This window comes from Acidaminococcus sp. AM05-11 (genome assembly GCF_003472805.1).
In the GTDB taxonomy this organism is placed as follows: Bacteria; Bacillota; Negativicutes; order Acidaminococcales; family Acidaminococcaceae; genus Acidaminococcus; species Acidaminococcus hominis.
The window spans coordinates 167,495-190,879 of the sequence record NZ_QRMX01000003.1; the positions used below are offsets into that span (position 1 = coordinate 167,495).

At 54.1% G+C, this 23,385-nt stretch carries 19 protein-coding genes and 1 riboswitch; of the genes, 14 read left to right on the plus strand and 5 right to left on the minus strand.

The annotated features are described in order from the left end of the window. Positions 1 to 915, minus strand: coding sequence for an aldolase/citrate lyase family protein (locus DW089_RS03070; RefSeq protein ID WP_105326211.1), 915 nt, complete (start codon positions 913 to 915; stop codon positions 1 to 3). 1 nt (position 916) lies between these two features. Then, a complete protein-coding gene (gene citD / locus DW089_RS03075; protein WP_105326210.1) occupies positions 917 to 1,216 on the minus strand; it encodes a citrate lyase acyl carrier protein in 300 nt (99 codons plus the stop codon). 248 nt (positions 1,217 to 1,464) lie between these two features. Between citD and DW089_RS03080 the strand changes: the two genes are divergently transcribed. Beyond that, the gene (locus DW089_RS03080) at positions 1,465 to 2,376 is read left to right on the plus strand and encodes a LysR family transcriptional regulator (protein ID WP_118286754.1); all 912 of its coding nucleotides are present in this window, start codon (positions 1,465 to 1,467) and stop codon (positions 2,374 to 2,376) included. 8 nt (positions 2,377 to 2,384) lie between these two features. After that, the gene (gene citG / locus DW089_RS03085; RefSeq protein ID WP_118286755.1) at positions 2,385 to 3,764 is read left to right on the plus strand and encodes a triphosphoribosyl-dephospho-CoA synthase CitG; all 1,380 of its coding nucleotides are present in this window, start codon (positions 2,385 to 2,387) and stop codon (positions 3,762 to 3,764) included. A 373-nt stretch (positions 3,765 to 4,137) separates the two neighbouring features. On the opposite strand, the gene DW089_RS03090 is transcribed toward citG, so the two are convergent. Further along, on the minus strand, positions 4,138 to 4,992 hold the full coding sequence (locus DW089_RS03090) for an Mrp/NBP35 family ATP-binding protein (RefSeq protein WP_105326207.1): 855 nt from the start codon (positions 4,990 to 4,992) through the stop codon (positions 4,138 to 4,140). Positions 4,993 to 5,151: 159 nt separating this feature from the next. On the opposite strand from DW089_RS03090, the gene DW089_RS03095 reads away from it, so the two are divergent. The 10 genes from DW089_RS03095 (at position 5,152) to DW089_RS03145 (ending at position 14,501) form a co-directional block, all read left to right on the plus strand. Beyond that, a complete protein-coding gene (locus DW089_RS03095) occupies positions 5,152 to 5,760 on the plus strand; it encodes a hypothetical protein (RefSeq protein WP_118286756.1) in 609 nt (202 codons plus the stop codon). Between the two features lie 626 nt (positions 5,761 to 6,386). Next, entirely contained in the window at positions 6,387 to 7,400 is a 1,014-nt protein-coding gene (aroF, locus tag DW089_RS03105) for a 3-deoxy-7-phosphoheptulonate synthase (RefSeq protein WP_118286758.1), read from the plus strand. A gap of 211 nt (positions 7,401 to 7,611) precedes the next feature. Beyond that, the gene (locus DW089_RS03110; protein WP_118286759.1) at positions 7,612 to 8,484 is read left to right on the plus strand and encodes a prephenate dehydrogenase; all 873 of its coding nucleotides are present in this window, start codon (positions 7,612 to 7,614) and stop codon (positions 8,482 to 8,484) included. Next, positions 8,465 to 9,535, plus strand: a complete 1,071-nt coding sequence (aroB, locus tag DW089_RS03115) for a 3-dehydroquinate synthase (protein WP_118286760.1) — start codon at positions 8,465 to 8,467, stop codon at positions 9,533 to 9,535. The genes DW089_RS03110 and aroB overlap by 20 nt, the downstream gene beginning before the upstream one ends. Continuing rightward, the gene (gene aroA, locus DW089_RS03120; RefSeq protein WP_118286761.1) at positions 9,532 to 10,821 is read left to right on the plus strand and encodes a 3-phosphoshikimate 1-carboxyvinyltransferase; all 1,290 of its coding nucleotides are present in this window, start codon (positions 9,532 to 9,534) and stop codon (positions 10,819 to 10,821) included. The genes aroB and aroA overlap by 4 nt, the downstream gene beginning before the upstream one ends. Further along, entirely contained in the window at positions 10,802 to 11,890 is a 1,089-nt protein-coding gene (gene aroC, locus DW089_RS03125) for a chorismate synthase (RefSeq protein WP_118286762.1), read from the plus strand. Before aroA ends, aroC begins: the two co-directional genes overlap by 20 nt. Before the next feature lie 4 nt (positions 11,891 to 11,894). Continuing rightward, positions 11,895 to 12,740 carry a prephenate dehydratase gene (gene pheA, locus DW089_RS03130; protein ID WP_118286763.1) on the plus strand — a complete coding sequence of 282 codons (846 nt, stop codon included), beginning with the start codon at positions 11,895 to 11,897 and terminating at the stop codon, positions 12,738 to 12,740. 2 nt (positions 12,741 to 12,742) lie between these two features. Then, positions 12,743 to 13,570, plus strand: a complete 828-nt coding sequence (locus DW089_RS03135; protein WP_158572313.1) for a shikimate dehydrogenase — start codon at positions 12,743 to 12,745, stop codon at positions 13,568 to 13,570. Continuing rightward, positions 13,567 to 14,067, plus strand: a complete 501-nt coding sequence (locus DW089_RS03140; protein WP_105326198.1) for a shikimate kinase — start codon at positions 13,567 to 13,569, stop codon at positions 14,065 to 14,067. The genes DW089_RS03135 and DW089_RS03140 overlap by 4 nt, the downstream gene beginning before the upstream one ends. After that, complete coding sequence (locus DW089_RS03145) at positions 14,064 to 14,501, plus strand: type II 3-dehydroquinate dehydratase (RefSeq protein ID WP_105326197.1); 438 nt, start codon at positions 14,064 to 14,066, stop codon at positions 14,499 to 14,501. Before DW089_RS03140 ends, DW089_RS03145 begins: the two co-directional genes overlap by 4 nt. A gap of 974 nt (positions 14,502 to 15,475) precedes the next feature. Here the strand turns inward: DW089_RS03145 and DW089_RS03150 are convergent. Next, the gene (locus DW089_RS03150; protein ID WP_118286765.1) at positions 15,476 to 16,543 is read right to left on the minus strand and encodes a mechanosensitive ion channel family protein; all 1,068 of its coding nucleotides are present in this window, start codon (positions 16,541 to 16,543) and stop codon (positions 15,476 to 15,478) included. A gap of 154 nt (positions 16,544 to 16,697) precedes the next feature. On the opposite strand from DW089_RS03150, the gene DW089_RS03155 reads away from it, so the two are divergent. Next, on the plus strand, positions 16,698 to 17,936 hold the full coding sequence (locus DW089_RS03155) for a glycerate kinase (protein ID WP_105326195.1): 1,239 nt from the start codon (positions 16,698 to 16,700) through the stop codon (positions 17,934 to 17,936). 91 nt (positions 17,937 to 18,027) lie between these two features. On the opposite strand, the gene thiC is transcribed toward DW089_RS03155, so the two are convergent. Next, positions 18,028 to 19,326 carry a phosphomethylpyrimidine synthase ThiC gene (thiC, locus tag DW089_RS03160; protein WP_105326194.1) on the minus strand — a complete coding sequence of 433 codons (1,299 nt, stop codon included), beginning with the start codon at positions 19,324 to 19,326 and terminating at the stop codon, positions 18,028 to 18,030. Between the two features lie 56 nt (positions 19,327 to 19,382). Further along, positions 19,383 to 19,480: riboswitch (TPP riboswitch) on the minus strand. Positions 19,481 to 19,688: 208 nt separating this feature from the next. Between thiC and nifJ the strand changes: the two genes are divergently transcribed. After that, the gene (gene nifJ, locus DW089_RS03165) at positions 19,689 to 23,192 is read left to right on the plus strand and encodes a pyruvate:ferredoxin (flavodoxin) oxidoreductase (protein ID WP_118286766.1); all 3,504 of its coding nucleotides are present in this window, start codon (positions 19,689 to 19,691) and stop codon (positions 23,190 to 23,192) included. The last annotated feature ends 193 nt before the right edge of the window (positions 23,193 to 23,385 follow it).

Below are 23,385 nucleotides of genomic sequence, written 5' to 3' on the forward strand. Positions count from 1 at the left end.
TTATAATTCCCCCTTATATACACCGGCAGCCTTGGCCAAAGCTAAGGTTCTCTTGGCGCCGTCATAGAAGGCGATATCCAGCATTTTGCCGTTGATGGTGAATACACCGATACCCATAGCCTTCTTGGTATCGATTTCACGAACTACTTGTTCCGCATAGCGGATTTCTTTTTCGCTGGGAGTAAAGATTTCGTGGGTCGGTACAATCTGACGAGGGTTGATGATGGATTTGCCATCAAAGCCCATGGTTTTGATCATTTGAACGTCTTTTTTGAAGCCTTCCATGTCGTCCAAATCGGTGTAAACCGTATCAAAGCACATACGGCCGGTAGCACGGGCAGCAATAACCATTTGCTGACGAGCGCCCATCAGTTCAACGCCGGTCTTGGAAATGGAGGTCTGCAGATCCTTGGTGTAGTCGCCGCCGCTAAGTGCAACGCCGAACAGACGATCGGAGGACTGGCAGATTTCCAGTACGTTCAGGATACCTTTGGTGGATTCGATAGCAGCCATAATCAGGGTGCTGCCGATAGGTCTGTGGAATTCTTTTTCCGCAGCCAGAATGGCTTCTTCCACGGTGTGGATGTCTTTAGCGGATTCGGTCTTGGCCAGACGAATGGCATCGCAGCCGCCGGCTACAGAAACCCGGACATCTTCTTTCCAGTGGGGAGTTTCCAGACCGTTGATCCGGACAACTCTTTCACAGCCATGATAATCGATTTCTTTCAAGGCATGGAACAGGGAATAACGGGCTGCGTCCTTTTGGTTTTCAGCAACGGCGTCTTCCAGGTCCAGCATGATGGAATCGGGTTTGTAAACATACGGGTCTTTAATCAGGCTCGGTTTTTGCGCATTCAAGAACATCATGGTTCTTCTCAGGCGCTTGAAGTTGGGATTCGTGTTAACTACTTCCATCTTATAAAACCTCCCAGGGATTCGGTGTATCAGGGTCCTCGTTAATAGAACGGTACACCGCTCCTTCAACGCGGGCTTTTAAAGTGCAGTCCAGAGCGCCCTTATCTACGACGGAAACTTTGGCGTTCTTCACGTCCAGTTTCGTCAGGGTTTCCAGAACAACAGCCTTAATCTGTCTACCATATTGGTGGATGACGCTGCTTTCAATATTGAGTTCGATACCATTGGAACCGGGTTCGACCGTTACTTGGGCATCAGAAGACTCAACAGTGCCAGCCATGGCTGCCTTCTTCAATTCCATTCAAATCACTCCTTCTAGAAATGTAGACAATGTACATATTGTTGCACTTTGATAGTAACATATGAAAAATTGGAAAACTAATATAAATAATGATATAATCTGCATAAGCGATTTCTTATCAGGGCCCGGAAAGGGCCTTATAATGCGGCTTCCCGGATTTCGAGAAATTGTCATAAATAACGAGCAAATAAAAAAAGTCCCCGACGGGATGAAAAAAGACAGAAAAAATAGGGAGCCAAGGAGGAACTATGAACTTAAAACACGCACAGTACATCATGGAGATTATCAAGGAGGGGAGCATCACCAATGCCTCCAAAACCATGCATGTATCCCAACCGGCACTGAGCCAGACCATCAAGGCCGTGGAAAAGTACCTGGGTGCACCCATATTCCTGCGCAACACCAACCCCATTGTGCTGACGGAAGCTGGGAAAAAATATATTGCAGCCGTAAAGAAAGTGATTACCATCAGCTCCAACCTGCTGCATGAGGTGGCAGATATCCAGTATGAAGGCTACGGGACCCTGCGCATCGGCATTCCCGTTCAGCGGGCCATGATGATGCTGCCTCAGGTGGTGCCCATTTTCCGGCAGCGCTATCCCCATATCAAGCTGGAAATTCAGGAGGCCGGCAGCAGCATTACGGAAAATGCCGTCCTCAACGGCGGCGTGGACCTGGCCATTACCACTACCACCCCCACCAACGACGAGCTCAGCTACGAACTGGTGGAAACGGAAGACGTGGTGCTGGTAGCCAACAAGCAGACCACCCTGGCCCAGCGCATCAAGCCGGGGACGCCCATCCACATCACCGAAGCCAAAAACGAGGAATTCGTTTCTATTACGGAAGGCCACAATGTGCGCCGGGTCCAGGACAACGTGTTCAGCACCTACGAAATCAAACCCAGCATCGTACTGGAAACCTCCAGCATCGAGGTGGGCAAGAGGCTGGTCAGCGCCATGGAAGTAATTTTCCTGTGCCCCGACGTTTATTTGGACGAATACTTCTTGTCAAAAGGCAACTGTGTATTATATCCTTTATTAGGCGTGGCCAACAAACGGTACTGCTATATCTGTATCCGCAAGGACGCCTATCTCAGCCCTTATGCCCGGGCTTTTGCAGAACTGATCCGGAATAACGGCAGAAAAAGGAAGGAATAAGTCACTATATGAAAGAATTTGTCATTTTGCACGGGGGACCGGCGGTAGAAGTGCCGGATATGCTGGCAGCCCGGGACGGCCGGGCCAGAGCCCAGCAAGTACTTCTTGCCAGATACCAGAAACCCCTGTTGTTTTTTACCCTGAACATTCCCGGTCCGGTAAAGACCTCCCCCCTGATTCATTTGGGCTTTCGGGAAGGCATCCGGCGGCTGGAGGCGGCTTTTCAGGAGGCGGGGATTCCCGTTCTCTATGAGAAGGTCATTGAGGCCAAAACCGGCTACGAAAAGTACTACGTGCTGGACGGAGAACCGGCGGCCATAAAGACCCTTGCCTGTCAGATTGAAAACCAGGACCGGCTGGGCCGCTTGTTTGATATGGACGTATTGGACCGGGACGGCCGGAAGCTGGAACGCCAGGAACTGGGCCTGCCCGGCCGGCTGTGCCTGGTATGCTCCCAGCCCGCCCAGGCCTGTGCCCGGAGCCGGAAGCACAGCGTTTCCACCCTCCAGCGGAACATCCACAGAATCCTGGAAAATTTCCTTTTGGATACGGTGGAGCAGAACCTGCGGGCAGGGCTCCAGGGGGAAGTGGACGCCACTCCCAAACCGGGGCTGGTGGATAAGGACAACCCCGGCGCCCACAAGGATATGGATTGGCACACCTTTGCCGCCAGCACCGATGCCATTGTACCTTTTTTGCAGGAAATGGCGGAAAAGGGCTGGCTGTGGGAAGGCAGCGGCGCAGACCTGTTCCTGTCCCTGCGGCCCATGGGTGCAGCGGCCGAAAAGGCTATGTTCCGGGCTACGGGCAACGTGAACACCCACAAGGGGATTATCTTCTCTCTGGGGCTTGTGACCTCCTTTACCCTGTGGCAGCTGGCCCAGACCGGCAAGGTTTCCAGTGAGGCGGTGCTCAAGGCCATTGGGGAAAATGTCACCCCCGTTTTGGAGCAGGATTTTGCCAAAATCGACCCCTACCATCCCCATACCCACGGGGAAGTGCTGTACGTGAAATATGGCCTTAAGGGCATCCGGGGCGAGGCCATGGAAGGCTTCCCGTCCCTGGCCAAGGTGGCCATGCCGGCCCTGAGACAGTTTGTCCAGGAAGGGCGGCCCCAAAACGAGGCCTACATCCAGACCCTGCTGCTGCTCCTGAGTCAGGTGGAGGATACCAATATCCTCAGCCGGTCGGACAGCGCTACCCTGAAGGAAGCCCAGCAGCAGGCTAAGCATATTTTGGACCGGGGCGGTGCCTTTACCCCGGAAGGGCTTCAGGCCGTGTGGGACCTGAACGAAGACTTTATCAAAAAGAACATCAGCCCCGGCGGCTGCGCAGACCTATTGATCCTGGCCATTTTCCTGGTCCGGATGGAAGCCGTTTTTGGCTGAGCGCAGATAAGGGTATAAAAAAGGGGGCTGTGAAATAATTACTTACCTCCAAAAGAAAAAACGACTTGCGAGCTCAAAAGAGTCCGCAAGCCGTTTTTTGTTCGTTATGGTCGTATTCAAGCCTCAAAACGTCCTCAGTCAGTCCTGCGGACTGACAGCCCCTCCACGCTTGGATGGGCCGGTCTTAGGCCCATACTGGTCATGTGTTAAATGGGTTTTGAGATGAAATCACGGTATGTAAATATTAGCACTACTATTCTCTGTCACTTGACCAGTAGAGGTATGGAACGCTTCCTGCAAGCGTGTAGGAAGTGTCGCCGCAGGCGACGATAGAAGTTTCATTATTTCACAGCCTCTTTTATTTTGGCGCAGCTTACTTGTCGGCAGCCAGAATGTTGTCGACGATTTCGTCCAGTGCTGTCCGGCTTTCCGGGCTGATATTGTCCAGGGGAGAGCCGTTGTCTTCGGCAGCCACCACCATAGGGTCGATGGGAATCTGACCCAGGAAAGGCAGGCCTTTTTCGGCAGCCAGGTCCTTGCCGCCGCCAGATTTGAAAATATCCACTTTCTGGTGGCAGTGGGGGCAGATAAAGCCGCTCATATTTTCAATAATGCCCCGTACCGGGATGTGGGCCAGTTCACAGAAGCTCAGGGATTTGCGCACGTCGGCCAGCGCCACCTTTTGGGGGGTGGTCACGATGACGGCCTGGGCGTCGGTGATGGTTTGGATTACGGTTAAAGGTTCATCGCCGGTGCCGGGAGGGCAGTCGATGATCAGGTAATCCAAAGGATCCCAGCGGGTATCGGACATGAATTGGCGGATGGCGCCAATTTTCATGGGTCCTCTCCAGATCAGGGCATCGTCGGAATTGGCCAAAAAGCCCTGGGCGGACAGGAATTCCAGATTATCGTTGTAATGGAAGGGCAGGAGCTGGTCTCCCAGTACCTGTACCCGGGCCTTGTCAAAGCCCAGCATGGTGGCAATACTGGGGCCGTGGAGATCCACGTCCATAAGTCCTACCTTATATCCCCGTTCTGCCAGAATCAGGGCCAGATCCACGGACACGGTGCTTTTGCCCACACCGCCTTTGCCGCTCATGACAACCAGTTTATGTTTTACCTGCGCAAGAAAATCTGCAATGGCAATATCCTGTTCGTTGACCTTCGGTTTAGAAGCACAACCGGAGCAGGCGGAACCGGATTTGCTGCAGCCGCTGCATTCACTCATGGGAAAACCTCCTTATAGGGTTGAAATTTAAAAATTAGTGGTTTATAGCTCATTATAAGGAAAAAAAGGACTGAATGCAAATAAGTTACACTTTCTTCCTTACTTGCCCAGAGAAAAGTGTGTATAATACAAGCATAGCAAATGAAAGGGTGATCTTAGATGCAATATGGATGGAAACGGGCGGCTGCCATTGCCCTGGTGCTGGCAGTCTGCGCTGGTCCTGCCTATGCGGCAGAACACAATAAATTGGCGGACGGGGAACTGTTTGTTTCCGAAGAAATGAATGCCACGGGAAAAGTACTGTACCAAACCACGGCGGACGTTTCCAAATGGGACCATGACAGCGAAAAAGCCATTCCCGGCTTTGTGGCCACGGCTTTTGATACGGACGTAATCAGCCAGATCAATTCCGACGAACTGCCGGGGGTGAAAAAAATCTCCAGCGCTGAAGAACAGATCAAGGCTGCCCAGCAAAAATACAGCGGCAAGGGCTACGAACATTCCCTGGTGCTGTACGCTTCCATGGCCACCCAGGGCCAGAACGGCCAGCTGACCATTTCCAAGGTGGAACGGTTTGGCCGGCTTATCAATGTAACCGTAGCAGTGAACGATCCTACCGGTGCCCAAACTGCCGGGGAAGCCATTACCCAGGACAGTGTAGTAGCCATTCCTCTGAAGAAGCTGCCCCAGTTCGGCAATCTGCGAATCCGCTTTGTGGACGCTACGGGTCATGGACTGGCCGATATGGATGCGGCACTCCAGCGCTAAGGTGTTTCAGGGTTAACAGTTATCTGAACGATTTAAGAAAATTTACCGTTATTGTTGACGAATTGTGTAACTGGCGGTAAAATTGAACCATTCCATAACAAAAGGCGGTGTCACCATGATCAGCTCCCGAATGCTTTCTCAACATGCATATGGGTTTACCTACGGCCAGAGCTATTATTTTAGCTTTGGTTACTTTGGTTGCCCAAAAATGCATGCAGGAACCTTCGTAAAGCGAGCGCAGCGGCTGGCTGAATAAGCCGCCGGGTCAGGACGGACCGTAGAAGCAGACTCCTTGCGAGTCTGCTTTTTTTGTTGCTATGGAAAGCGCGCAAAATAACGAAAAGGGCAGGAGGGCAGGAAAGCAGGAGAATTATACGAAGTACAGCAGGAAGGTTTTGCGGGACGGCAGGACAGAAGCAAAGCAGTAAGGCAGTACCGCAGGTTTGTGCAGAAAAGAAAAGCAGGAAATGTAGGAAAGTAAAGTAGAAAAGTAATGTAGGAAAGCAGTACAGAAGACGCAAAAAGCAGCGCAGGCAGGGCAGAGGGGCCCGCCTGCAAGGCAGCAAAGGGGGCTAGGCAGCGGCCCGCCCCAAACCGTGTAGGAAAGCAGCAAAGGAGGATTCATTATGATTATCGTTATGAAAGCAGGAGCACCTCGGGAAGCCATTGGAGAATTGAAGGAAAGTTTGGAGAAACAGGGCTTCACCATCCACGAAAGTATAGGGGTCAGCCAGGAGGTTATGGGCATTGTAGGGGATACCAGCGTGCTGGATCCAGAGCAGTTCCTGGTGCACCCTTGGGTGGAAAAGGCTATGCGGGTGCAGGAGCCCTTCAAACGGGCCAACCGGCTGTTCCATCCGGAGGATTCTGTCATTGATGTGTCCGGGGTTCCGGTGGGCGGCAAAAAGCTGGCGGTGATTGCCGGTCCCTGCTCTGTAGAAGGCAAGGAACAGATGGAAACCATTGCGGCTTCCGTGAAAAAAAGCGGGGCAGTGATGCTCCGGGGCGGTGCTTTTAAGCCCCGTACTTCTCCGTACTCCTTCCAGGGCCTGGCGGAAAAGGGCCTGGAACTGATCCGGGCCGCTGGGGACAGCCAGCACCTGCCCATTGTGACGGAAATCATGTCCGCCGACAAGATTCCGGAATTCGTGGACCAGGTGGACCTGATTCAGGTAGGTGCCCGGAATATGCAGAATTTCACCCTGTTAAAGGAGCTGGGCAAGCTCAATAAGCCCATTCTTTTGAAGCGGGGGCTGGCCGCCACCATTGAGGAATGGCTCATGTCCGCCGAATACATTATGTCCGAAGGCAACGAGAACGTGATTTTGTGTGAACGGGGTATCCGGACCTTTGAAACCTACACCCGGAATACCCTGGATCTCAGTTCCGTGCTGGCGGTGAAAAAGCTCAGCCATCTGCCGGTGATTGTAGACCCCAGCCATGCGACCGGGAAAGCCTGGATGGTGCCCCAGCTGGCCAAAGCAGCCATTGCTGCTGGTGCCGACGGACTGATTATTGAAGTCCATAACGATCCCAAGCACGCCTGGTGCGATGGGGCCCAAAGCCTGACCCCGGACACCTTTGCCCAGCTGATGGACGACCTAAGGGTACTGGCCCCGGTGCTGGGCCGGGAACTGTAGACGAAATTCCTTGAGAATCCAGCTGGAGCCGCAAAAAGGTACAAAATAAGAAAAATTTCTAAAACCATCTTGCACAATTGGTTCCAGCCCGCTACCATGGTAGAGTAAGGCCCAAAGGGCAACCCCGCTGCAAATTTGGCGGCTGGAGCCTGGGGCCTGGCTGACGCAAATTTGATGCCCCGCCTAGGCGGGTCTATAGGAGAGGAATTTCATGAAAAATCTACAGGAAACCGTATTTGCCATTGTGGGCCTGGGGCTGATTGGCGGCTCTTACGCCAAAGCCCTGCGGGGCCAAAAGGTCCAAAAAATCTTAGGGCTGGATACCAATCCCATTGTGACCCTGATGGCCAAGGACGAAGGCTATATTACGGATAATATCGACGAATGCCCGGAACGGCTCAAGGAAGCGGACGTGATTGTCTGCGCCATGTACCCAGGGGCCTTCGTTCCCTTTGTCAAAGAGCATGTAAAGGATTTTAAACCGGACGTGCTGCTCACCGACGTCATGGGTATCAAGGGGGACCTCCCCGACCAGGTAGACGCACTGCTGGGGCCGGACATGGACTTTGTGCCCACCCATCCCATGGCAGGCCGGGAAGGGAAGGGCTACAGCCAAAGCACCTCCCTGATTTTCCCGGGGTCCAACTTCATCATCATCAAACGGGACAACAACCGGCCCGAGCACGTCAAATGGCTGACGGACATGGCCTATGAGCTGGGCTGCGGCCGGGTGGTGGAGCTCACCGGCCCGGAACACGACAGCATCATTGCCTACACCAGCGACCTGCCCCATATTATGGCGGTTTCCCTGGTGAACAGCGATTCCATGCAGGAAGATACCAAGCAGTTTGTGGCCGGTTCCTTCCGGGATGCTACCCGGGTGGCAGATATCAACGCCAGCCTGTGGAGCGACCTATTCCTGCTGAACCGGGACAAGGTGGTAGTGGAAATCAACCGGCTGGAGGAGCAACTGGAACATTGGAAGACGGCCCTTCAGGTCGGCGATAAAGACGAACTGGAACTGATGATGAACCGGGCCAAGAAAAGAAGAAGGGATATGTTCTATGGAAAGAATCAGCGTTAGCCTGGGTAAGGACAGCTACGATATCGAAATAGAACCCGGTTCCTTTGCCCATTTTGGCTGGCGGATTCGGCAGCTGTCCCAGGCGGACAAGGCAGCCATCATCACCGATTCCCACGTGGATCCCCTGTACGGGGCTCAGCTGGAACAGGCGCTGACGGAACAGGGCTTTGCAGTCCGCCGGCTGGTGATGCCCGCCGGAGAAGACCACAAGAACCTGGAAACCTACGGCCAGCTGCTCCGGGACTGCGCCGCTTTTGGCCTGGACCGGAAGGACCTGGTTATCACCCTGGGCGGGGGCGTGCCCGGAGATTTGGGGGGCTTTGTAGCCGCCAGTTTCCTTAGGGGCATTCCCTTTATCCAGATTCCCACCACCCTGCTGTCCCAAATTGACAGCTCCGTAGGGGGCAAGGTGGCGGTGGACCTGCCGGAAGGCAAAAATTTGGCCGGTGCCTTCTACCAGCCCAAGGCCGTGCTCATTGACCCGGAGCTTTTGGGCACCCTGCCCGTCCGATTCCTTCACGACGGCCTGGCGGAGGTTATCAAATGCGCCGCTATCAGGGACGCGAACCTGTTTGCCCAGCTGGAAACCTGGCAGGGGGACGCAGAAATTCTTTCCCACGTAACGGAAATCATTTCCGCCTGCATCCGCCTGAAAATCCAGGTGGTGGAGCAGGACGAACGGGACGAAGGTGCCCGGATGGTGCTCAATTTTGGCCATACCATGGGCCATGCAGTGGAACGGAAGTACCACTACGAGAAATATACCCACGGAGAAGGGGTGGCCCTGGGCATGGTTCGGATTACCCAAAACTCCGAGCGGCTGGGACTGACAGAACCGGGCACGGCCCGGCGGCTGGAAACCCTGCTGCAAAAGGTGCCCCTTGCTACCAGGGATTCCATTTCCCTGGAGGACATCCTGACCGGGGTGACCATGGACAAAAAGAAACGGGGCAATATCCTTACCTTGGTGCTGGTGCCCAAAATCGGCACCTCACTGCTCAAAAAAGTGGAACTGGGCCAACTGGCCAATTATTTTAGAGGTGAAGCATGACAACATTACGGATTACCCCCCAAAGTCTTACCGGTACCCTCCGGATTCCTTCTTCCAAAAGCATGGGCCATCGGGCCCTGATTTGCGCTGCCCTGGCCGGCGGCCGCAGCCAGGTGGAAGAAATCAGCCTGTCCCGGGATATTCTGGCCACCTGTGACTGTCTGCGGCAGCTGGGAGCCGCCATTAGCCAGCGGGAGCAGACGGACGGCAGGACGGCCTTTACCGTGGACGGGGGCCGGCCCCGGCAGGCGGGAAAGGTGTTGGACTGCGGGGAATCCGGCTCCACCCTGCGCTTTCTCATTCCCTTGGCCGCCCTGTGTGACCAGCCCTTTACTTTTATCGGTTCCGGGAAACTGGGGGACCGTCCGTTAACCCCTTACGAGGACATTTTCCAAAAACAGGGGCTGCGCTTTGAGAAGGGGGAGGGGAGCAATTTTCCCCTGACCGTTCAGGGGCCGCTAAAGCCCGGAGAGTACACCCTGCCGGGCTCTGTCAGCAGCCAGTTCATTTCGGGCCTCCTATTTGCCCTGCCCCTGCTGCCTGGACCCTCCCGGCTGACCATTACCGACAAGCTGGAATCCCAGAGCTACATTGCCCTGACCCTGTCCGCCCTGCAAAAGTACGGCATTGTGGTCCGGCACAAGGACTACCGGGAATACGAAATTCCCGGCAGCCAGCACTACCAGCCTCAGGAAGGGGCGGTGGAAGGGGACTATTCCCAGGCAGCCTTCTGGCTCACTGCTGGAATGCTGGGCAGAACCATTTCCGTTGCAGGTATGGACCCGGACTCCCTTCAGGGGGACAAGGCCATTATCCCCATTCTCCAGCGGATGGGGGGCCAGGTAACCTTTGAAAACGGAGTTCTGGTCAGCCGGCCTTCCGTCAGCCAGGGAACTGTCATTGATGCGGCGGACTGCCCGGACATTGTGCCCATTCTTTCTGTGGCCGCAGCCCTGAGTCAGGGCCACACGGACATCATTCATGCTGAACGGCTGCGAATCAAGGAATGTGACCGGCTGGAGGCCATGGCCACGGAACTCACCAAACTGGGCGCCCGGATTACCCAGCGGCCCGACGGCCTGTCCATTGACGGGGTGGAAGCCCTGACTGGCGGCACGGTGGACTGCTGGAACGACCACCGGATTGCCATGAGCCTGGCCATTGCCTCTATTCAATGCCAGGGGCCGGTTACCCTGGTGGGAGCAGAATGCGTAAAGAAATCGTATCCCGACTTTTGGCGGGATTTTCAAAAATTAGGAGGACAGTATGAGCAGTGTAATGGGTGAGCGGATTAAACTGACGATTTTCGGGGAATCCCACGGACCGTCCATCGGCGTGGTCATTGACGGCCTGCCCGCCGGCCTGAAGCTGGATTGGGACCTGATTGAACGGGAAATGAAGCGCCGGGCTCCCGGCCAGAATCCCCTGGCTACCCACCGGAAGGAAAGCGATGCCGTCAGCGTGGAAAGCGGCCTGTTTGAAGGTCGGACCACGGGCATGGCCCTGTGCGCCCGGATCCCCAACAGCAACCAGCATTCCAAGGATTACAGCCTGCTGAAGGAAGTCATGCGGCCGGGCCACGGGGACTTTCCCGGCTATGTGAAATTTCACGGTTGCAACGACTACCGGGGCGGCGGCAGTTTCTCCGGCCGTCTGACGGCTCCCCTGGTGTTTGCCGGCGCTGTGGCGAAGCAGCTGCTGGCCCAAATCGGCGTTACGGTTGGCGCCCACATTGCCAGCCTGGCAGGAATCACCGACCGGCCCTTTTCCCCGCTGGGAGAAACCCCGGAAACCCTGACGCACCTGGGCGACAATTACCTGGCTCTCCTGGACGAAAGCAAGCGGGAACCCATGGAACAGGCCATTGCCGCTGCCCGGGCGGACAAGGATTCCGTAGGGGGCACCATTGCCTGCATGGCTGTGGGCGTACCGGTGGGCTGGGGCGAACCCTATTTTGACTCCGTGGAAAGCCGGCTGTCCCATGCCCTGTTCTCCATTCCCGCCATCAAAGGTGTGGCCTTTGGGGACGGCTTTGCCCTGGCAGGTATGCGGGGCAGCGAGGCCAACGACCCCATGGTGCTGGAAGGCGGGGAAGTCCGCTGCCTGACCAACCACAACGGGGGCGTATTGGGCGGCATTTCCAACGGCATGCCCATTTCCTTCCAGGTGGTGGTAAAACCCACCCCCTCCATCAGCAAGCCACAGCAGACCGTGAACGTGGTGCGCCAGGAAGAAACCACCCTGGAGGTTCACGGCCGTCACGATCCCTGTATCGTTCCCCGGGCCCTGCCGGTGGTGGAAGCCGTTACCGCCTGGACTCTGCTGGACCTGTACTATCTATCCCAAAGGGGCTGATATTATGGCAACAAAAGCAATTCCCGTAGGCTACCAGGGGGTTCCTGGTGCCTACAGTCATATGGCCCTGCTCCAGTATTTCCAGGGCCAGGAGGTTCAGGCAGAAAACTTCATGCTGTTTGAAGACGTGGTTCAGGCCGTGGCAGAGGGCAAAGTACGCTACGGCGTGCTGCCCATTGAAAACTCCTCCACCGGCGGCATTACCGACGTGTACGACCTGGCCCGGCGCTACAGCATTTTCATTGTGGGAGAAAAAATCCTGAAGATTGAACACTGCCTGCTGGCCTATCCGGGTACCTGCCTGGAAAATATTACGGAAGTCTATTCCCATCCCCAGGGCTTCTCCCAGTGCAGCCTGTTTTTTAAGGAGCACCCGGTCATGCGCCAGTTCAACTATTTCAATACGGCTAAGGCCGCAGAACTGGTGGCGGAAAAGAAGGACCCCCACATGGCAGCCGTGGCCGGCGTTCAGGCGGCGGACCAGTACGGGCTGGAAATCCTGGCCCGGGGAATCAACACCAACAAAAGCAATTACACCCGCTTCATTATCATCAGCAGAGAGCAGGAACTGGTGCCTGAGGCGGACAAGATTACGCTGATTGTCAGCTTGAAGCACCAACCCGGTTCCCTGTACCGGCTGCTGGCCCATTTCGCCCAGCAGAATATCAACATGACCAACATCGAGTCCCGGCCGTATCCCGGCCGGCCTTGGGAATACTATTTCCATATGGACATTACCGGCCATCTGACGGATCCGGCGGTCCAGGAAGCCCTGCAGCAGCTGCCGGAGGATACCACGGAATGCAAGATTCTGGGGAACTACCCGGCGGACCATGGAAAGGAAGCGTGACTATGAAATTGGGATTATTGGGACGGGTTTTGGGGCACAGCCTCAGCCCGGAAATTCATACAAAAATTTTCCAGGCACTGGGAATTTCCGGTACCTATGACCTGGTGGAGCTGGAACCGGAACAGGTGGGGCCTTTTCTTACCCAAGAGACTCCGGCCTACAACGGCTGCAATGTGACCATTCCCTACAAGGAAAGGGTGCTGCCGTATCTTACAGAAATCAGCCCGGAGGCGGAAAAGATTGGAGCCTCCAATACCCTTTTCTTTACAGATGGGGGAGTAAAAGGCTATAATACAGATTATCACGGGTTTGACCAGATGCTTCAGGCCTACCACATTCCCCTTGCCGGGAAAAACGTTACGGTACTGGGCAACGGCGGTGCGGCCAAGGCCGTGCTGCAGGTGGTGGCGGACCGGAAAGCGGCCCAAATCACCATTTTGGTCCGCAGCCGGGAAAAAGCCCAAAACAGCCTGTCCCGTTTCCTGGCGGCCCAGCCGGAAACCCAGCTGAAGCTGTACACGGAACTGGAAGACCTGCCCGGGGGCGACGTGATCATCAACACCACCCCCATTGGCATGTACCCCAAAACCGGGGTCAGCCCGGTGCCCGCGTCCTTTGTAGGAAAGTTCGGGGCCGCCGTGGATATTATCTACAATCCGGCCGTGACCCAATTTCTGGCCGATGCAGCCGCCGCAGGGGCCAAAACCTGCAACGGACTCCACATGCTGGTGGGCCAGGCCGTGGCTGCGGAAGAAATTTGGCTGCAAAAAAAATTACCGGCAGAATTGGTGCCGCAAATCGTAAAACAGCTGGAGGAAAATTTTAAATGAGTAATATTGTCCTGATTGGCATGCCGGGCGCCGGCAAAACCACCATTGGACGGAAACTGCACAAACTTCTGGACCGCCCGGTCCTGGATTCCGACGACCAGGTGATCAAGGAAACCGGCCGCAGCGTGAAAGACCTGTTCCAGGAAGGGGAGGACGTATTCCGGGCGGCGGAAACGGCGGCCATCAAGACCCTGTCAGAAATGGACGGCATCATCATCTCCTGCGGCGGCGGAGTGGTCAAGCGGCCGGAAAACATTGCGTATTTGCAGCAAAACGGCAAGATTTTTTTCCTGAACCGGGATCTGGAAGCCATTGCCGGTTCGGTGGACAAGACTTCCCGGCCCCTGCTCAATTCCGCAGAGGACCGGCTGACGCAGCTGTATCGGGAACGTATGCCCCTGTATCTCAAATACAGTGACTACGCCATTCCTGTAAATGAAGATTTTGACCAAACGGCCGCCCAGATTGTGCGGCTGATCAAGGAGCTGGGATTATGAAAATATTGGTGCTAAACGGACCCAATATCAACCTGTTGGGCATTCGGGAAAAGGAAATGTACGGCCATGACGATTACGTGGCCCTGTGTCAGTACATCCAAAGCACGGCCCATGAACTGGGCATTACCGTGGATGTGCAGCAGACCAACAGCGAAGGGGAAATGGTGACCCTGATCCAGGAAGCCCTGGATGTGTACGACGGACTGGTCATCAACCCCAGCGCCTACGCCTGCTACAGCGTAGCTATCCTGGATGCGTTAAAGGGCGTGGGACTGCCTTCGGTGGAGGTTCACCTGACCAATGTGTATAAACGGGAAACCTACCGGCAGCATCTGGTAACCGCCGCCGGCAGTGTAGGCACTATCTGCGGTCTGGGCTTCCAGGGCTACGGCCTTGCCCTGCGCTACCTGGTGGACTATATTGCCGCCCGTTAAGCGCCAGTGAAAAACGCATACAAAAGGAAATGAAATGGCCCCTGGCATGTTGCCGGGGGCTTGTTTTGTGCAGGGAGGGGCTGCCTTGCAGTTTCTTGACTGCACCACCTAAGAGCTGATTTAACATAATGCTTCCATTTTTTATACCAACTTTACTAAAAGTTCTTACCTTCTTACCTTTCAAAATCATAAGGTAAGAACTGGAAACCCGCATCAGTCCTTGCTCTGCGCTATTTTTCTTACCTTCTTACCTATTTTTATACAGCCCCATATATATATATATATTAATTAACGATAGACGGGTATTTTATTTTTTTTATTTTTCTCTTTATATATCTATATGTAGGTAAGAAAGGTAAGAAGGTAAGAACAGGAGCCGCAAACCCAGTGTCTATGCGGGTTCTGAGATTTCAAATTTTCTTACCTGGTTCTTACCTTTTTTTGCAAGGTAAGAACTTTTTAGGAGGGCTGTGGGGTCAGCAGGCTATAGGCGATGGCCTGGCACGCTGGACACCAGGAAAACGGACATAAAAAAGGGGGGTGAAAAATGGCTTGTGAACTAGTTTGAGTTCGCAAGCCATTTTTTGTTCGTTATAGCCGTATCTAATAAACTTCCTCAGTCAGTCCTGCGGACTGACAGCCCCTCCACGCTTGGATGGGCCGGCCTTAGGCCCATACTGGTCGTGTGCTGAACGAGTATTGAAATGAAATCTCGGTATGTAAATATTAGCACTACGCTTCTCTGTCACTTGACCAGTAGAGGTCTAGAACGCTTCCTGCAAGCGTTGCGTTCGCGTCCAAACATCGCCATAAGTTATCCAAAAGATGTTTGGAATACGCGAGCCATGTGATAGCGGCCTGCAAAGCAAGTCCGTAGGACGCAGCTGAGCAGCTAGCCGCGAACCACTGTAGGAAGTGTCGCCGTAGGCGACGATAGAAGTTTTATTTTTTCACAGCCCCTGTTTTTTATGCTGTCAGCTATTGGCCGTTTCCTGCTTAGGCAGCTTTTCCACGTAAATGCTGGTGCTGGGGAAGGCGGCGGAGGTGCCGGTTTCGTCCATGAGTTTCATGAGTTCCAGGTTCAGTCGTTCCTGGACTTTCATGAAGTCGTTGTAGCTGGTCAGGCGGCTGTAGCAGATGATGGTGATGTTCAAACTGCTGGCGGCCATTTCGGAAAAGACTACGGTCATATCGTCCTGGAAAATATCCGGGTCGTTTTTCAGGTAGTTGGTGATTTTTTCCACCAGGGCCTGCATTTGTTCCACAGTGCTGTCGTAGGTAACGCCCAGGGTCATGTTGATTCTTCTGCGGTCCCGGTTGGTGAAGTTCTGGATGGGGGTGTTGATGATCAGGGAATTGGGGATGTACACCAGGGCTTTGCCGAAGGTCCGGACGTTGGTGCTGCGGAAGGAAATGGATTCCACAATGCCTTCCACGTCATTGCAGATGATCCAGTCCCCAATGTGGAAGGGCTGGTCCATGAGAATTACCAGGCAGGCGAAAAAGTTGGCCAGGGAATCCTTGGCGGCCAGGGAAACGGCCAAGCCGCCGATGGACAGGCCGGCGATGAAACCGCTGATGTTGAAGCCCCAGGTGCTCAGCACGCTGGCTACCAGGAAGAAGATAATCAGCAGGTGGAAGAAGGAGGACAGGATGCCGCTAATGGCGGGGTCCACCTTCCGGCCTTTTTTGCTGATGAAGTAGTTGAAGAAAAAGTTGGTGCTGCGGCTCAGGTTGTAGACCACCCAGTAGAAGACGGTAATCATTACTGAGGAGAGCAGGTTCCGGGCAATGGAGGTGGAGGCCAAGGCACCCCAGGGGGAAGCCGCCAGGGCGGTATAAAGGCCAAAGGCCAGAATGGCCAGCCGGCCGGGCCGGTACACGGCGGAAGCAATGCTGGCATCGGCGTCCACCGGCAGTTTGTCCAGGATAAAGCGGATGAGCTTTTCACTGACAATCCGGAAACCAATATAGAAAAAAGCCGTAAAAGCCAGGGCGATGCAGCAGGGCACCCAGGCCATAATATCATCGTATAAGATCATAGGGACCTCCTTTGGGGCAGGGGATGTAGCACAAAGTATAGTCTGATTGTACCATTGGAAGCCGTCCCAGTGCAAGAAAACAGGACGGAGGCAGGCTTGGTATGGTATAATCGGAGGCAGTGAAAACTTGTTGAACAAAACTGGAGGAATCCCCATGTCGTTACGTACAGACGCAGAAAAAATCATGCAGAGCGCCATTACCGCATCCCTGCCCGATACCGCAGTGGAAAAGGCCCTGCAGCATAAGGAATTTGGCAAAGGAAAAATTGTGCTGGTGGCCATTGGCAAGGCTGCCTGGCAAATGGCCAAAACGGCCAACTATATTTTAGAAGGCAAAATTTCCCAGGGCATTGTCATTACCAAATACGGCCACTCCAAGGGCGAGCTGCCGCCTTTGGAAATCTGGGAAGCCGGTCACCCGGTGCTGGACGAAAATTCCCTGAAGGCGACGGAGCGGGCCATTGACCTGGTGTCCGGCCTGACTGCGGAAGATACGGTACTGTTTCTCATCAGCGGCGGGGGTTCCGCCCTGTTTGAAAAGCCTTTGATTCCCTTAAAGGAACTCCAGGCCATTACCTCGGACCTATTGGCCAGCGGGGCGGACATTGTGTCCATGAACACCGTCCGCAAGCGCCTCAGTGCCGTCAAGGGCGGGAAGTTTGCCCAGCTGTGCGCACCGGCCAAGGTGTACGCCATTGTGCTCTCCGACATTATCGGGGATCCTCTGGATATGATTGCGTCCGGTCCGGCTTATCCCGATACCAGCACCAGTGAGCAGGCCCTGGAGGTCATCCGGAAATACAAGATTATGGTGTCCCCAGAAGCAGCCGCTGCCCTCCAGCAGGAAACGCCTAAAGCGCTGGATAACGTGGAAACCATCATTACCGGCAGCGTTACGGAACTGGCTGCAGCCGGCAAAGCGGCGGCAGAAGCCCTGGGCTACGAAACCCTGGTGCTGACCACCAGCCTGGCCTGTCAGGCCAAAGAAGCCGGCAGTTTCCTGGGGGCCATTGCCCGGGAGTACGCCGGCAAGGGCAAAAAACTGGCCTTTATGGCCGGTGGGGAAACGGTGGTGCATCTCCACGGCCGGGGCAAGGGCGGCCGGAACCAGGAATTGGCCCTGTCCGCCGGAGAAGGCATCAGCGGCCTTACAAACGCAGCAGTATTTTCCTTTGGCAGCGATGGCACCGACGGTCCCACGGACGCAGCTGGGGGCTACGCCGACGGCAGTACCAAAACGAAGCTTCTGGAGCAGGGGATTACCATTCCTGGGGTCCTGGAGCAGAATGACGCCTACCATGCCCTGGAAAAGACGGGCGGTCTTCTGATTACGGGGGCCACGGGCACCAATGTGAATGACTTGGCAGTCCTGCTGCTTGACGAAAAACTCTGATGTATAATTAAAATTAATGAAAGGACCCAGTTTGGGGCAGTTTGACTGTCCATCACTGGGTCCTTTTTGTCAACTTGGGCGAAGCAGGGGCTTATTTCTTTTTCACTTCGTCCAGGTATTGGCCGATGATTTTTACGGCGCAGTACTCTCCGCACATGGAGCAGTATTCTTCGGAATCCTTATTCTTGGCTTTCCGGAAGGCTTTGGCCTTCACCGGGTCAATGGCCAGACGGATCTGTTCGTCCCAGTCCAGCACCTTCCGGGCCTTGGCCATGGCCAGGTCCTGGGCTACGGCAGAGGGCAGGCCCTTGGCTACGTCTGCGGCATGGCCGGCAATCCGGGCGGCAATGACCCCTTCCCGGACGTCATTGATATCCGGCAGGCCCAGGTGTTCTGCCGGGGTGACGTAGCACAGGAAATCGGCACCGCTGACGGCGGCCAGGGTGCCCCCAATGGCGGAGGTAATATGGTCGTAGCCTGGGGCAATGTCCGTTACCAGTGGACCAAGCACGTAGAAGGGTGCTCCGTGGCACAGGCGCTTTTCCAGCTGCATATTGGTGGCAATCTGGTTAAAGGGAACGTGGCCCGGGCCTTCTACCATGACCTGGACGCCCTTGTCCCAGGCCCGCTGGGTCAGGCCGCCCAGGTTCAGCAGTTCCTGAATCTGGGACCGGTCGGTGGCGTCCGCCAGGCAGCCCGGCCGCAGGCCGTCGCCCAAGCTGATGGTCACATCGTAGCGGGCGCAGATGTCCAGGATTTCGTCGTAGTATTCGTAGAAGGGGTTCTCCTTGCCGTTGTGGAGCATCCACCCGGAAATAAAGGAGCCGCCCCGGCTGACAATGTCCATGACCCGGCCTTCGGCAATCAGGGTATCCAGCACCTGGCGGGTAATGCCGCAGTGCATGGTCATAAAGTCCGCCCCGTCCTTGGCCTGCTTTTCCACCACGTCAAAGATATCGTCCTTGGTCATGTTAATGACCTGGCCGTGGGTGGTAATGGCGTGGACCGTGGCCTGGTAAATGGGCACAGTGCCCACCATTACCGTGGAATGCTCCAGAATGGCCCGGCGGGAGGCGTCAATGTTGTCCCCAGTGGACAAATCCATGACCGCATCGGCGCCGGCGTCGATGGCGGCTTTCAGCTTGTCCAGTTCCGGTGCCGGATCCGGGTAGGCGGAAGAGGTTCCGATATTTGCGTTAACCTTGGTGGACAGCCCTTCGCCCACGCCCCGGGCCACCAGGCCCCGGTGGTTGATATTGGCCGGAATGGCGATGGTGCCCTTGGCTACCCGGTCCCGGATAAGGCTGGCCTCCAGCCCTTCCTGCTGGGCTACGGCCTGCATCTGTTCGGTGATGATTCCCTGTAATGCTGCTTGTCTCTGCGTCTTCATGACGACTCCTCCTTGGATAAAAAAGGGCCGCTTCCCTTTGCGGAAAGCGGCCGAAAAAACGGAGTCTACCACTTTCCTTCGGCGGTACTAACCGCATCAGGTTCAAAGGGTCGACCGTTTTGGTCTCTCAGCGAATGCGCCCCTAGTGATGGAGCTAGTTTAACAAAAAAATGAAAAGAATGCAACAAAAATTTTGGAGTGTTAAATTATTCAATAGGTGACAGTATTCAGTAAATTGTATGCAAAATAGGAAAAATTTATTTGTGCTTCTGGAGAATTTGCGTTATACTATTTACGACTAGGGGGACTATGGAAGTCTTACTATCGTAGTCATTATCTCTTAGAAAGAGGGGCTTATAACAATGAAAAAAATGAAGACAATGGATGGTAACACCGCTGCCGCGTATACTTCTTACGCTTTTAGTGATGTTGCAGCGATCTACCCCATTACTCCTTCTTCTCCGATGGCAGAAGTGAGTGATGAATGGGCTTCCCATGGGAAAACGAACATGTTCGGACGCCCGGTAGAAATCATGGAAATGCAATCTGAAGCTGGTGCTGCTGGTGCTGTGCACGGTTCTCTGGCTGCAGGTGCTTTGACCACGACCTATACCGCTTCCCAAGGTTTGCTGTTGATGATCCCCAACATGTACAAAATTGCCGGCGAATTGCTGCCCGCTGTATTCCAGGTAGCTGCCAGAGCTCTGGCCACCAGCTCTTTGAACATTTTCGGCGATCACAGTGACGTTATGGCTTGCCGTCAAACGGGCTTTGCCCTGCTGGCTGAAAGCAGCGTACAAGAAGTTATGGACATGTCTGCTGTTGCTCACCTGTCCGCCATCAAAGGCCATGTACCTTTCCTGAACTTCTTTGACGGTTTCCGTACCTCTCACGAAATCCAAAAGATTGAACTGCTGGACTACGAAGATCTGAAGAAACTGGTTGACTACGATGAACTGAAGAAATTCCGTGACCATGCTCTGAACCCGGACAACCCTGTTATCCGCGGCACTGCACAAAATCCGGATATCTACTTCCAGACTCGTGAAGCTGTAAACCAATATTACGAAGCACTGCCTGCTATCGTTGAAGAGTACATGGGCAAGATCAGCGAACTGACTGGCCGTGACTACAAACTGTTCAACTATACCGGTGCTCCCGATGCTGAAAACGTTGTTGTTATGATGGGCTCCGGCGCTCAGACTGCTGAAGAAGTAGCCAAGCTGCTGGTTTCCCAAGGCGAAAAGGTCGGCGTTCTGAACGTTCACCTGTATCGTCCGTTCTCCGCTAAACACTTCCTGGCTGCTATGCCTAAGACTGTAAAACGCATTGCAGTTTTGGACCGCACCAAAGAAGCTGGCTCCAACGGCGAACCTCTGTACCTGGATGTTCGTGACATTTACTACAACGAAGCCGTTAAACCTCTGATCGTTGGCGGCCGTTATGGTCTGGGTTCCAAGGAATTCTATCCTGGCGATGCCCTGGCTGTATTTGATAACCTGAAGAAGGCTGAACCCAAGAACCACTTCACCGTAGGCATTGTGGACGATGTAACCAACACCTCCCTGCCGAAAGAACACGTTCTGGATATCACCCCGAAAGGCACCACCTCCTGCATGTTCTGGGGCCTGGGTTCCGATGGTACCGTAGGTGCCAACAAGAGCGCTATCAAAATCATCGGCGACAAGACCGATATGTACGCTCAAGGCTACTTCTCCTACGACTCCAAGAAATCCGGCGGTATTACCGTATCCCATCTGCGTTTCGGTCATACCCCCATCAATATGCCTTTCCTGATCAACTTCGCTGACTACGTAGCTGTTCATAACTCCTCCTACGTTCGCCGCTACAATGTAGCTGCTGGCCTGAAGGATGGCGGTACTTTCCTGCTGAACTGCCCTTGGTCCGCTGAAGAACTGAACAAGGAACTGCCTGGCCAGCTGAAACGCTACCTGGCTGCTCACCACATCAACTTCTACACCATTGACGCTGTGAAGATTGCTTCCGAAATCGGTCTGGGTGGTCGTATCAACATGATCATGCAATCCGCTTTCTTCAAACTGACCGGTATCACCCCTGTTGAAGATGCTGTGAAATACCTGAAGGAATCCATCGTTCACTCCTATGGCAAGAAAGGCCAGAAGGTGGTTGACATGAACAATGCTGCCGTTGACAAAGGTGTTGACGCCATTGTGAAGATCGATGTTCCTGCTGACTGGGCTAACTGCGCTGACGAAGAACTGTATCCGAAGACCGGCAACAAGTTCGTTGACGAAGTTATGGTTCCCATGAACAAACAAGAAGGCCATGACCTGCCCATCAGCAAACTGATGGATCAAGCAGATGGTACGTTCCCCTCCGGCACTGCTGCTTATGAAAAACGCGGCGTAGCCATCAACGTTCCTGAATGGCAAATCGATAAATGTATCCAATGCAACCAATGCTCCATTATGTGCCCTCACGCTGCCATCCGTCCTGTACTGATGACTGAAGAAGAAAAGAATGCTTCTGGCGTAGACGCTAAACCGGCTCTGGGTGCAAAAGGTATGTACTTCCGCATCGCAGTATCCCCGATGGACTGCCAAGGCTGCAGCAACTGTATCGATGCCTGCCCCGCTCCGGGCAAAGCACTGGTTGCTAAACCCTTCGCTACCCAGGAACATCTGAAAGATGCTTGGACCTACTTCACCACCAAGGTATCCCACAAGGATAACCCCATGAACAAGTACACCGTAAAAGGCAGCCAGTTCGAACAACCGCTGCTGGAGTTCTCCGGTGCCTGCGCAGGCTGCGGCGAAACCCCGTATGCCAAACTGGTTACCCAGCTGTTCGGCGATCGCATGATGATTGCCAACGCTACCGGCTGCTCCTCCATTTGGGGTGCATCTGCTCCTGCAATGCCTTACACCAAGAACTACAAGGGTCATGGTCCTGCTTGGGCTAACTCCCTGTTCGAAGACAACGCTGAATACGGCTTGGGCATGTACCTGGGCGTAAAAGCTGTCCGCGATCGTCTGGCTGAAAACATGACCGCTGCTGCTGCAGGCAACGTTAGCGCTGACCTGAAAGCTGCTCTGGAAGATTGGGTAGCCAACAAAGAAAACGGCGAAGGCTCTCGTGAACGCGCAGAAAAACTGACCGCACTGCTGGAAGCTGAAAAAGCTGGCAATGCTGATCTGGAACATCTGTACGCGAACAAACAGTTCTTCGTAAAACGTTCTCAATGGATCTTCGGCGGCGACGGCTGGGCCTATGATATCGGTTACGGCGGTTTGGACCACGTACTGGCATCTGGCGATGATGTAAACATCATGGTATTCGATACCGAAGTTTACTCCAACACCGGCGGTCAATCCTCCAAGTCCACTCCTGAAGCTGCAGTTGCCAAGTTCGCTGCCAGCGGCAAGAGAACCAAGAAAAAGGATCTGGGCATGATGGCCATGAGCTATGGCTATGTATATGTTGCCCAAATCAACATGGGTTACGACAAGAACCAGGCTCTGAAGGCCATTAAGGAAGCTGAAGCTTACCATGGTCCTTCCCTGATCATCTGCTACTCTCCTTGCATCAACCACGGCATCAAGAGAGGCATGCAGCACTCCTTCCAAGAAGCCAAGGCTGCTGTTGACAGCGGATACTGGGTAAACTTCCGTTACAACCCTGAACTGAAAGAAGAAGGCAAGAAGAGCTTCTTCCTGGACAGCAAGGCTCCTACCGAAGATTTCGAAACCTTCCTGAAGGGCGAAGTTCGGTACGCTTCCCTGGCCAAGACCTTCCCGGATATTGCGGAAAGCCTGTTTGCCAAGACGAAGAAAGACGCCGAAGAACGTCTGGAAAACTACAAAAAACTGGATGCTGCAGAATAACTGACGCATTCCCTGAGAAGCTGTGCCTCTGGCACAGCTTCTCTTTTTTTGCGTTTATTTGGTACGAATCAGGCCTCTGAGGGAATATGGACAAATTTGCAAAGTCACTTAAAAAAAAGGAAAATACTGCGAAAAAAATTTTACGGAATTTTTTCTAAAGTTTACAATAAAAAACTGTCTTGATAACTTAAAT

Excerpts from the sequence above, each read along its gene's own strand:
- DW089_RS03095 (WP_118286756.1), top strand. The coding sequence starts at position 5,152 with ATGCAATATGGATGGAAACGGGCGGCTGCCATTGCCCTGGTGCTGGCA.
- DW089_RS03090 (WP_105326207.1), bottom strand. The coding sequence starts at position 4,992 with ATGAGTGAATGCAGCGGCTGCAGCAAATCCGGTTCCGCCTGCTCCGGT.
- DW089_RS03080 (WP_118286754.1), top strand. The coding sequence starts at position 1,465 with ATGAACTTAAAACACGCACAGTACATCATGGAGATTATCAAGGAGGGG.
- DW089_RS03145 (WP_105326197.1), top strand. The coding sequence starts at position 14,064 with ATGAAAATATTGGTGCTAAACGGACCCAATATCAACCTGTTGGGCATT.
- thiC (WP_105326194.1), bottom strand. The coding sequence starts at position 19,326 with ATGAAGACGCAGAGACAAGCAGCATTACAGGGAATCATCACCGAACAG.
- aroB (WP_118286760.1), top strand. The coding sequence starts at position 8,465 with ATGGAAAGAATCAGCGTTAGCCTGGGTAAGGACAGCTACGATATCGAA.
- DW089_RS03155 (WP_105326195.1), top strand. The coding sequence starts at position 16,698 with ATGTCGTTACGTACAGACGCAGAAAAAATCATGCAGAGCGCCATTACC.
- DW089_RS03135 (WP_158572313.1), top strand. The coding sequence starts at position 12,743 with ATGAAATTGGGATTATTGGGACGGGTTTTGGGGCACAGCCTCAGCCCG.
- DW089_RS03070 (WP_105326211.1), bottom strand. The coding sequence starts at position 915 with ATGGAAGTAGTTAACACGAATCCCAACTTCAAGCGCCTGAGAAGAACC.
- citD (WP_105326210.1), bottom strand. The coding sequence starts at position 1,216 with ATGGAATTGAAGAAGGCAGCCATGGCTGGCACTGTTGAGTCTTCTGAT.
- DW089_RS03140 (WP_105326198.1), top strand. The coding sequence starts at position 13,567 with ATGAGTAATATTGTCCTGATTGGCATGCCGGGCGCCGGCAAAACCACC.
- DW089_RS03110 (WP_118286759.1), top strand. The coding sequence starts at position 7,612 with ATGAAAAATCTACAGGAAACCGTATTTGCCATTGTGGGCCTGGGGCTG.
- aroA (WP_118286761.1), top strand. The coding sequence starts at position 9,532 with ATGACAACATTACGGATTACCCCCCAAAGTCTTACCGGTACCCTCCGG.
- aroC (WP_118286762.1), top strand. The coding sequence starts at position 10,802 with ATGAGCAGTGTAATGGGTGAGCGGATTAAACTGACGATTTTCGGGGAA.
- pheA (WP_118286763.1), top strand. The coding sequence starts at position 11,895 with ATGGCAACAAAAGCAATTCCCGTAGGCTACCAGGGGGTTCCTGGTGCC.
- nifJ (WP_118286766.1), top strand. The coding sequence starts at position 19,689 with ATGAAAAAAATGAAGACAATGGATGGTAACACCGCTGCCGCGTATACT.
- aroF (WP_118286758.1), top strand. The coding sequence starts at position 6,387 with ATGATTATCGTTATGAAAGCAGGAGCACCTCGGGAAGCCATTGGAGAA.
- citG (WP_118286755.1), top strand. The coding sequence starts at position 2,385 with ATGAAAGAATTTGTCATTTTGCACGGGGGACCGGCGGTAGAAGTGCCG.
- DW089_RS03150 (WP_118286765.1), bottom strand. The coding sequence starts at position 16,543 with ATGATCTTATACGATGATATTATGGCCTGGGTGCCCTGCTGCATCGCC.